At 50.7% G+C, this 10,370-nt stretch carries 9 protein-coding genes; all 9 read left to right on the top strand.

Annotated features, from left to right (window positions below):
• Positions 1 to 1,263, top strand: a 1,263-nt coding sequence (locus tag ON064_RS14555; protein ID WP_274625334.1) for an efflux RND transporter periplasmic adaptor subunit, incomplete at its 5' end; no start/stop codon positions are given.
• A 179-nt stretch (positions 1,264 to 1,442) separates the two neighbouring features.
• Positions 1,443 to 1,715 (top strand): YhdT family protein, encoded by a 273-nt coding sequence (locus tag ON064_RS14550; RefSeq protein ID WP_101189107.1) that lies wholly within the window; start codon positions 1,443 to 1,445, stop codon positions 1,713 to 1,715.
• Positions 1,712 to 3,187, top strand: a complete 1,476-nt coding sequence (panF, locus tag ON064_RS14545; RefSeq protein ID WP_121298297.1) for a sodium/pantothenate symporter — start codon at positions 1,712 to 1,714, stop codon at positions 3,185 to 3,187. Before ON064_RS14550 ends, panF begins: the two co-directional genes overlap by 4 nt.
• A 44-nt stretch (positions 3,188 to 3,231) precedes the next feature.
• Positions 3,232 to 4,146 carry a DMT family transporter gene (locus ON064_RS14540; RefSeq protein ID WP_121298295.1) on the top strand — a complete coding sequence of 305 codons (915 nt, stop codon included), beginning with the start codon at positions 3,232 to 3,234 and terminating at the stop codon, positions 4,144 to 4,146.
• Positions 4,147 to 4,190: 44 nt separating this feature from the next.
• A complete protein-coding gene (locus ON064_RS14535) occupies positions 4,191 to 5,804 on the top strand; it encodes a M20/M25/M40 family metallo-hydrolase (RefSeq protein ID WP_274625333.1) in 1,614 nt (537 codons plus the stop codon).
• 99 nt (positions 5,805 to 5,903) lie between these two features.
• Complete coding sequence (locus ON064_RS14530; protein WP_274625332.1) at positions 5,904 to 6,995, top strand: amidohydrolase; 1,092 nt, start codon at positions 5,904 to 5,906, stop codon at positions 6,993 to 6,995.
• Positions 6,996 to 7,090: 95 nt separating this feature from the next.
• Positions 7,091 to 8,512: an alanine/glycine:cation symporter family protein gene (locus ON064_RS14525; RefSeq protein ID WP_274625331.1), complete on the top strand. Its 1,422-nt coding sequence runs from the start codon at positions 7,091 to 7,093 to the stop codon at positions 8,510 to 8,512.
• Positions 8,513 to 8,737: 225 nt separating this feature from the next.
• On the top strand, positions 8,738 to 10,015 hold the full coding sequence (locus ON064_RS14520; protein WP_274625330.1) for a nucleotide sugar dehydrogenase: 1,278 nt from the start codon (positions 8,738 to 8,740) through the stop codon (positions 10,013 to 10,015).
• A gap of 60 nt (positions 10,016 to 10,075) precedes the next feature.
• Positions 10,076 to 10,370, top strand: a 295-nt coding sequence (locus tag ON064_RS14515; protein ID WP_407951621.1) for a WecB/TagA/CpsF family glycosyltransferase, incomplete at its 3' end; no start/stop codon positions are given.

The following is a 10,370-nucleotide window of genomic DNA, read 5'->3' as shown; positions in this document are numbered from 1 at the left end:
TTTTTGACCTCGAACTTCCTGTTGCTGTTCGGTGAAAAGAGCATCATTTCAAAAGAACTGTATGTCAGCGAATATGAACAGGCGTATACCCATACATATACTGAAACTTTGCCGAAAGAAGCCTTGACGGCGCCGCAGGATACGATGGAAATCTATGTCCAGGACCATGAAGCGCTTGAGCAATGGCTCGTCAAAGAAGGCGATGCTGTAACGGCAGGTGCTGAACTAGCACGTTTGAACGAAAGCGAATCGGAAGACCAGCGCGCTATTTGGCAATCGGAACAAAGTGCGCTTCAAGCAGAACGCAGTGAAGTCCAGTCCACGTTGCAGGAATTGACGCAGGCGCGCGCATCGCAAGACAGCAGCGTATCCGAAAACTCCAATAACAGCTCCAGCTATCCTGGCCTAGGTGAAGACATGGAGCAGGAACTGCGCATGGATGTCAACGTCTCGGTCGGCGTGGAAGTGCCTGAAGACGGCTCGTATGCTTCAGGCATCGCGCAAGCCCAGCAACGTCTGGCAGCCATTGATTCTGAACTTGCGGTCGTGGAAGCGCAGCTCGCGCAAAGCCAGGAAAATCCGGCGCTTATCAGCCCGGTCGAAGGGACGGTCGCGAGCATCAACCGCGACACCGAACCGCTCAGCATCGAGATTTACAATAACGAACGGGAATTCGTCACATATCTACTGGAAGACGAATGGCACGAAGTGGAACAAGCTGACCGCGTATTCATCCAGGCGCCAGGGATTAAAGGCGCGATTCCTGGAACGGTCCGCAGCGTTTCTGAAATCCCGGCTGAAGAATCCAAGTGGTTCGAAGCATACAGGGAGCTTGGCCGTATCGAACAAAACAACCCGATTGCCTTTTATGAAGTGCGCATCGCTCCTGAAACGCCTTTGCAGGACACGATGCCTTATGGCAGCAACGTCAACGCAGAAATCACCTTGGATGAAGCACAAGATGCGATTGCCTTGCGCGACGGCTGGGTTTACGATGATGACGACACGTCGGGCACTGCCTATACCTTGAACATTGACGGCCGCCCGAATGCCGTTCCTGTCGAGATCGCTTTCACCCAACAAGGCCGTGTCGTTCTTGCAAGCGGCATGGAAGCAGGGGACATCACCATCAATGAAGAACAGCTTCACGATTATCCGGGACGGCCGAAGCTCTTCATGCCGTTTCCAATCCGCACGCCGGACTTCAATTATGCGAAGAATACAGAATGGCGCGCTTATATCGAGTATTTATTGGCACGCTAAGCAAAACCTCCGGGGATTTCCGGAGGTTTTTTTGATGGCAATGAAATTGGGAAAGCACGAAAGTTTGCTGTGTAAACAAGCACAGCGAAAGCGCCGGCGAAACTTGCGCTTAATTTACGGCCGCCATTGGTGTACGATAGACACAACACATTACAGCCATTGATCGGAGTGGGATATCCATGAAAGAAACAGATTGGCGCTTCCGCGTCGCGCATCGGGAAGCCTGGATCGGCCTCGGCCTTGCGCTCTTCAACTTCGTCTGGTGGTTCGCTTTTGCCTACGGGCTCGGCAATCGTCCGGTCGAAGAATACACGTACATATTCGGCTTGCCCGATTGGTTTTTCTATAGCTGCATCGTCGGCTTCCTGGTCATGGTCGTGCTCGTCACGGTCGTCGTCAAGTTTTTCTTCGTCGATGTGCCATTTGACGAAGAACAGGAGGAAAGCCGATGAACTATTCAGTCCTCATTCCCATGATTGTCTTTTTAATTATCATCTTTTTCATCGGCTATTGGTCGAGCAAGAAGCTCGCCGGCTCTTCGAACTTCATCAGTGATTATTTCCTTGGGGGCCGCGAGCTCGGCGGTTTTGTTCTGGCGATGACCATGGTCGCGACATACGGCAGCGCCTCAAGTTTTCTCGGCGGCCCCGGGACAGCCTATACGATGGGTTTCGGCTGGGTGTTGCTCGCGATGACGCAAGTGGTCACCGGTTATTTTGTCTTAATGATTCTCGGGAAAAAATACGCCATCATGGCCCGCCGTTATAATGCGGTGACAATGATCGATTTTCTGAAAGCCCGCTACAATAGCACAGCTGTCGTTTTATTATCGGCGCTTAGCATCATCATCTTCCTGTTTTCCGCGATGGCGGCCCAGTGGATCGGCGGGGCGCGGCTCATCGAGTCTTTAACAGGGCTCAGCTATCAATCGGCATTGTTCTTGTTTGCCATCAGCGTTCTCGTTTACGTGACGATCGGCGGCTTTCGGGCTGTCGCCTTGACTGACGCGGTGCAAGGGGCGGTCATGCTCATCGGCACGCTGATCCTGTTGATCGCCGTCATCATTTCAGGTGGCGGGATCTCGAACATCATGCAGGATTTAATCAATGAAAACCCGAATTTGGTCACGCCGTACGGGGCGGAAGGCAATCTAAGCGCCGCGTACGTGTCTTCGTTCTGGATTCTCGTCGGTGTCGGTGTCGTGGGCTTGCCGCAAATCGCGGTGCGTGCGATGTCCTATAAAAATGCGCGATCGATGCACCGCGCGCTCATCATCGGCACGATCGTCACCGGCTTCATTATGCTCAATATGCATTTGATCGGCGTGTTCGCCCGTCCAATCCTTCCCGGCATCGATGTTGGGGACAAAGTCATTCCACTTATCGCGCTGGAGACTTTGCCGCCTTGGGTTGCGGGCATCGTCCTGGCAGCTCCGATGGCGGCAATCATGTCGACGGTCGATTCACTGCTGTTGCTCGTCAGCTCGTCGATTGTCAAAGACGTCTATTTGAATTACGTTAAACCGGATGCAAGCCTGAAAACCATCAAACGCATGTCGTTCGGGGTCACGGGGATTCTCGGCGTGATTGTCTTCTTGCTGGCTCTCGACCCGCCTGATTTGCTGATTTTCTTGAATTTATTCGCGTTCGGCGGTCTGGAAGCGGCGTTCATCTGGCCGATTGTTCTCGGGCTTTACTGGAAATGGGGAAATAAATACGGGGCGATTGCGAGTATGGGGACAGGGATTGCGAGCTATATTGCACTTCATTTCTACAACATCGCAAACGGCAATTTGTTCGGCGTCCATACCGTCACCTTGCCGGTCGTTCTGTCACTCATCGCCTTTATCGCCTTCAGTTTGCTGATCAAGCGTCAGGCATATGATTACAACGCCATTCTATACAGAAACGAAAAACAAGCGTAAAATAAAGGGCTATATCTGGAATAAGGGAAAGAAGGGCTGCACTTTTGACTCCATGGAAAGTTTACGGCATCTTAACATCGGTGATGGTCGTGTGGGGATTCAACCTCGCAGCGGTCAAGTATTTATTGGAATTTGTCGATCCGGTCACGCTGACGGCGTTTCGGATCTTGCTGGCAGGCGTGACCGTGCTGATTATTTTGGCATCGCTCGGCATGATGCGCTGGCCAAAGCGCAGCGACTGGAAATACATATTGCTAGGAGCTTTGCTCAACGTAGTGGCGCACCATTATTTCCTGTCTCAAGGATTGGCCATTACTTCCGGAACGAACGCTGGGTTGATTCTCGGGACCGGGCCGATGCTGACGGCGGTTCTCGTATCGCTGATCATGCGTAATGTGCCGTCCCGGCTGCAATGGCTCGGGGTGTTCATCGGTTTTGCAGGCGTCGCCACGACAGTAATGGTCGGAAGCGACTCGGCATCAGGCTTGAGCCTAGGCGATATATTGGTCTTCATCTCCATCTTGGCTCAAGTCTTCAGTTATATTGTCATAGCAAATGCCGCGCGTTCACTGGATCCGCGCCTGTTGACGGGATACATGCTCGTGACGGGGGCGATCGTGTTGTTCATCATCGCGCTTATCCAGGAGCCGGGAGAAATCGCGGCATTCGCGGCAGTTCCATCGTCGTTCTGGCTGGCGTTCTTCTTTTCTGGGATGCTCGGGACGGCAGTCGGACATATGCTCTATAATTACTCGATCGGCCAGGCAGGACCAACGAAAGCGGCAATTTTCATGAACTTGAATACGCTGTTCTCGCTCGTGGCAGCAAGCCTCATTCTCGGTGAAACGATTACGCCGGGCCATTTGATCGGCCTCGTGCTCATTGTGATCGGCGTGATATTCGGCTCAGGGGCAGCGGAGGATCTGCTTCGGAAACGCAGGAAACGGCTCCCCGTATGAGCCGTTTTTTTTTCTATAGTGGAATAGCGAAAGGAGAATAATGGATGGCAGGTTTATGGGGAACACCCGAACAATTACGCCAGCTGACGGAACAATTGGTGGGCTGGGAATCACAAGGATTGACAGAAGGGGAAGTGAAATTCCCGGAACGATTAAAAGCCAAATTAATGGAGATGGAATATTTCTGCAACCACCCGGAACTCGTATCACTGGGCGAAGTCAATTGGGAACGCCGGTATTTGACCGCGTTATATAAGCACGAAAAAGCCACTCGGACCGTCGTGCTGCTCAGCCATTTCGATACGGTTGCCGTGCACGAATACGGGGATTTGGCGCCGCTCGCTTACCAGCCGGCAGAACTGGAGAAAGCATTCCAAAAAATCAAAAGCGAATTCAAGCCGGAGATGCAGGACGATCTCGCATCCGGTGATTATTTATTCGGCCGCGGCATCATGGACATGAAGTCGGGGCTGGCGATCCATATGGCATTGATCGAACGGGCAAGCCTCGAAAATTGGCCGGTCAATATTGTGCTCATGTCGGTGCCGGATGAGGAAGTCAACTCGGCAGGCATGCGGTACGGTGTGTCAAAGCTGCTCGATCTTGAACGCCAATATGCCCTGGAATATGTGCTGTTTCTAAATGGCGAGCCGGTATTCGCGAAATCGCCTGGCGATGAATCCCAATACATTTACACCGGATCGATCGGGAAAATCATGCCAAGCGCATTATTCTACGGAAAAGAAACGCATGCAGGCGAGCCGCTTGCCGGCATGACTTCAAGCTATCTGTCGACGTATTTGACGCGGAAAATGGAATGGAATCCAGCATTTTCCGAGACCGTGCACGGGGAAGAGACGCCGCTTCCGGTAACCCTGACGCAAGGGGATATGAAAGAAGAGTATTCGGTTCAGACGCCTTACCGGACAAAAGCGCTCTACAACGTCTTCACCATGGATAGAAATGCGGAAGACGTTATGGATATTTTTGAGGGCTTGGCCAAGGAATCCGCTGCGGAATGCATGGAAGATTACCGTGCATTGTGCGAAAAAGTCGCCATGGAACCGCGGTTCGATGATATCCGTGTCCTCCGTTACGAAGAATTGGTGGACTACGCTGAAGAGAAATTCGGGATTGATTACATCAATCAATTGATTCATGACACGTTGATGGACCCTGAACGCGACGTCCGAGATAAATCATTCCATATCGCTGACATCTTGCTGCTCAATTGCCAGGAATTGACGCCAGGCATTGTCTTGTTATTTGCGCCGCCTTATTATCCAGCGGTCAATTCAAGCGAAGACCCGTTTATTGAGGAATGTGTGGCACATGTTACACGCGATGCATTCGAACGATTTGATTTGGAACTTGAGCAAGTGCATTTCTTCAATGGCATTTCAGACCTCAGCTACGTCAATTACCAGGACTCATCAAGCGGATGGGTCAGCTATGAGAACAACACGCCGGTTTACGGCGATCCATACAGCATCCCGTTCCAGTCAATGCAGCAGCTCAAAGCGCCGGTCCTGAACATCGGTCCTTTCGGCAAGGACCCGCATAAACGAACCGAACGGCTCCATATCAAAAATGCATTCGAAGAAATTCCGGAAATCATCGCAAGCTTAATTTTACACATTGGAGAACAAGCGGATTGATATCGTAGAATGAAACAGCTTTTCACAATCCGGTTTGTTTTGAATTGAGAAGACAGGTACAATTCAAAAAGATGAAAAATTTAAAGGAGCGGATCTTTTATGGAGTTCAAGCAGCAAACCGAAACGTATTTTGATCATTTCCATGCGCATCCTGAAGTCAGCTTCAAAGAAGTCGAAACGACGAAGAAACTCGCGCAGATCATGGAAGAGCTCGATGTAGAATACCGGACATTCGATGATGTCACCGGCTTGTTCGCAGAAATTGGCGAAGGCGAGGAAGTGATTGCAGTCCGTGCGGATATCGATGCCTTATGGCAGGAAGTGAATGGCAAAGTGCAAGCCAACCATTCCTGCGGCCATGACGCCAATATGTCGATGGTGCTCGGAGCGCTTTTGCGTTTGAAAGATGAATCCTTGAACAAGCGCATCCGCTTTATTTTTCAGCCGGCTGAAGAGCAGGGCAACGGTTCGCTTGCGATGATTGAGCGCGGTGCTTTAGAAGGGGTGACGCATCTATTCGGCGTCCATTTGCGCCCACAAGAAGAGCTGCCGTTCGGCAAAGTGACGCCAGCTCTTCATCACGGGTCCGGGATTTTCCTGAAAGGCAAGATCACCGGCGAAGATGCACACGGTGCGCGGCCGCATCAAGGTAAAAATGCCATCGACGTTATCGCGGCGATTCATCAATTCGTGAAAACGATCTATTTCTCACCGTTCGAATCCTATTCAGCCAAGCTGACGAATATTCAGACCGGCGGGGAAAGCTTGAACATCATTCCGGGAAGTGCGACGTTCGCACTCGATGTGCGTTCGCAGTCGAATGCTTTGATGGACACAATGAAAGTTCGCCTCGAAGAAGGCTTGCGGGCGATCGCCGCGCTTCACGGCGTCGAAATCGATTTGAAATGGGACGACTACACGCCCGCTGCGGAAGTGTCGGACGAGGCGATGGAGATTGCCTCCCAGGCGATTCGCAATGTGCTCGGAGACGAGGCATTTGCTGAAGCGATCCAGACAACGGGGGCGGACGATTTCCATTTCTACACGATTAAACAGCCCGGGTTGAAAGCGGCGATGGTCGGAATCGGTGCTGATTTAACGCCGGGACTGCATCATCCGGATATGAAATTTAACCGGGAAGCGCTTGATGTCGGCGCGCGCGTTTTAGCGGAAACTTTGCGCCTTGCTTAAAGCATGCCTGTGACGTGCCCGGAATAGTTTCCCGGCAGGTCATTTAGGGTATGGAACAATTGCTGATACTAAAGAAATTTAAAGGGGTCATCGAGATGGATGCAATATTGAACGGGTTGACGTGGATCGTCGACGAAGGCAATAACTTATTATGGACATACATATTGATTGGGCTTTTGCTCGGTCTTGGTTTATATTTCACTATCCGCACACGCTTCGTGCAAGTGCGCTTGTTTGGGGAAATGTTCCGCGTCATTACGGAAAAGAAAGACGGAACGGGCGGGATTTCCGCATTCCAGGCATTCACGATTTCGACCGCATCCCGCGTCGGAACCGGCAATATCACAGGCGTCGCGTTGGCCATTGCCATTGGCGGCCCGGGTGCTGTTTTTTGGATGTGGGTCGTAGCTTTGATCGGCATGGCGACAGCCTTCATCGAAAGTACGCTTGCTCAAGTCTACAAGATCAAAGACGGTGAGCAATTCCGCGGAGGCCCTGCGTATTATATGGAAAAAGCACTTGGCACGCGCAAATTGGGCATCGTATTTGCCATTCTCTTGACGCTCGCATTCGGCTTTATTTTTAACTCGGTGCAATCGAATACGATTGCCCAATCAGTCAGCGATGTATTGGACATCCCGAACTGGGTCGTCGGCGCAAGCTTAGTCGTTTTGTCCGCCATCGTCATTTTCGGCGGAGTACGCCGGATCGCGCATGTCACGCAAATTGTCGTGCCTGTCATGGCAGTTGCTTATTTGGTTGTCGTCGCATACATATCCATACTTAATTTTACGGAAATTCCAGCGGTCTTCACCTTAATCATCCAAAATGCGTTTGGTCTTGAAGAAGTGGTCGGCGGCGGTATCGGTGCTGCGATTATGCAGGGGATACGCCGAGGTCTGTTCTCGAACGAAGCCGGTATGGGTTCGGTCCCGAATGCTGCTGCTTCCGCCAACGTATCGCATCCCGCAAAACAAGGGCTCGTCCAAAGCCTTGGGGTATTCTTCGATACAATCATCATTTGTTCGGCGACAGCGTTCGTCATCATTCTCGCGGATCTGTACCGTACAAGCGAACAGGAAGGCATTTTGTTGACCCAAAGTTCACTTGAAATGCATGTTGGAGCGTGGGCGCCGTATTTCCTGGCGATTGCTATCACGTTCTTCGCTTTCAGCTCAATCGTCGGGAACTATTATTACGGCGAGACGAATATCGAATTCATCAATGCCCATAGCTTGTGGTTGACGGCTTACCGCTTCGGTGTACTTGCGATGGTCATGTTCGGTTCGATCGCACAAGTCCAGCTCGTCTGGAACATGGCAGACCTGTTCATGGGCATGATGGCCGTCATCAACTTGATCGTCATTGCCCTGCTCGGGAAGATCGCGTTCCGCGTTCTCGACGATTATATGGGGCAAAGGAAAGCCGGCAAGAATCCGGTGTTCTATGCGAAAAATTTGCCTGGCCTGAAAAACACGGAATGCTGGGGAGAAGAAGCACATCGTCACGACGAATAACTTCTGGCCTCTTCCGCATTTGCGGAAGAGGTTTTTCTTCGGGAACCCATCAAGCCATCGGGCGTCCTGTAACGAAACCGTAATGAAAAATACACCAAAACGATTTCTGCCCAAGGCTTTGCTATGGTAGAATGAACTATTGATATTAGCAAAAATTATTGATATACAATCTCGCTTTTGGAGCGGGAGATAAAAAATTACTGGCGATTGAGGAGAATTAACGAAATGGAAAAAATCTGTGTAGTTGGATTAGGATATATCGGCTTGCCGACAGCGGTCATGTTCGCAAACCATGGTTATGATGTTCACGGAGTGGACGTCAATCAAAAAGCAGTGGACATGCTGTCTGATGGGCAAATCCACATTGAAGAACCGTTTCTTCAAGATTACTTGAACAAAGCATTGGAAAAAGGTACTTTCTCGGTTTCAACAAAACCCGCAGAAGCGGACATGTTCATCATCGCTGTGCCGTCTCCGATTGCGGAAGACAAAACAGCCAATATGGATTACATCCGTGCAGCGACTGAATCGATCGTGCCATTCCTGAAAAAAGGCGATTTGGTCGTCTTGGAATCAACCGTTCCTCCGCGCACTGTTCTCGATGTCATGATGCCGATCCTTGTGAAGAGCAATTTGGAAATCGGGACAGAACTCTTTGTTTCGCATTCCCCAGAGCGCGTCATTCCTGGAAAAGTATTTGAAGAGCTCGTGAAAAATGACCGCATCATCGGCGGCATCAACGAAGAATCTTCAAAACGTACGCAAGTGTATTATGAATCATTCGTTAAAGGCGAATTCATCTTGACGGATGCGACGACTGCTGAAATGGTCAAGGTCATGGAAAACACTTACCGCGACGTCAACATCGCTTTCGCCAATGAAATTGCGAAAATCTCCGACAATGTCGGGGTCGATGCTTGGGAAGCAATCCGCCTCGCCAACCATCACCCGCGCGTCAATATCCACTTGCCAGGTCCCGGAGTGGGCGGGCATTGTATCGCAGTTGACCCGTGGTTCTTGGTCGAAAAAGAGAAGGATCTTTCGCAGATCATCCATCTGTCACGCAATACGAATGACGGCATGCCGCAATACACGGCAGACAAAATCGACGACATCCTAAAAGATGTGGCCGATGCGAAAGTCGCTGTATTCGGTTTGGCCTTCAAAGGCAATATCGACGACATCCGCGAAAGCCCGTCGATGGAAGTGCTGGAACACCTGAAAGCGAAAAACCTGCGCATTTCTTCTTTTGATCCGCACGTCAAAGAAAACAAAGCGCCGTTCCAGACGCAATCCTATGACGAAGCAGTCGAAGGCGCGGATTTGATCGTCATCTTGACCGACCATAAAGCATTCAAGGAATACAACCCGAAAAACCTTGGCGGAACGATGCGCCATAAAGCCATTTTCGACACGAAAAATGCCATCAGCCGTGAAGCTTACGAAGAGGCTGGATTCACGGTTTACCGTCTCGGTGACGGCAAAGGCAATCCAAAAAATTAAAATACACGGCCGCATTTTCAAGCTTTTGGAAATGCGGTTTTGCATGGAGGCACGAACTACATGAAAGAAGAAATTTTAGGCGTCACCGTCAATAAAGAAACCGAACAGCAATTGCTGGATAACATCCAAAACGATATCAAAACAGGGCGCAAATCACGTATCGTTGCCATCAATCCTGAAAAAGTCATGATGGCTTCAAAAGACCCGGCACTCCGGACGTTGTTGAACGAATCGACCTACCAGATTCCAGACGGAGTCGGCATTAAAATCGCTTCCCGCATGCGTGGCGGCGCAATTCGCGAACGCGTGACAGGCATCGGCATGATGGATGCGCTACTTCAACTCGCCAATAAAC

The sequence above is a fragment of the Planococcus sp. A6 genome (genome assembly GCF_028823615.1).
GTDB lineage: Bacteria > Bacillota > Bacilli > Bacillales_A > Planococcaceae > Planococcus.
The sequence above is the reverse complement of the archived record's forward strand: the minus strand, read 5'-3'. Positions and strand labels throughout refer to the sequence as shown.

Bases quoted from the DNA above. Each gene is read 5' to 3' on its own strand.
- ON064_RS14525 (WP_274625331.1), top strand. From the start codon at position 7,091: ATGGATGCAATATTGAACGGGTTGACGTGGATCGTCGACGAAGGCAAT.
- ON064_RS14535 (WP_274625333.1), top strand. From the start codon at position 4,191: ATGGCAGGTTTATGGGGAACACCCGAACAATTACGCCAGCTGACGGAA.
- ON064_RS14530 (WP_274625332.1), top strand. From the start codon at position 5,904: ATGGAGTTCAAGCAGCAAACCGAAACGTATTTTGATCATTTCCATGCG.
- ON064_RS14550 (WP_101189107.1), top strand. From the start codon at position 1,443: ATGAAAGAAACAGATTGGCGCTTCCGCGTCGCGCATCGGGAAGCCTGG.
- ON064_RS14520 (WP_274625330.1), top strand. From the start codon at position 8,738: ATGGAAAAAATCTGTGTAGTTGGATTAGGATATATCGGCTTGCCGACA.
- panF (WP_121298297.1), top strand. From the start codon at position 1,712: ATGAACTATTCAGTCCTCATTCCCATGATTGTCTTTTTAATTATCATC.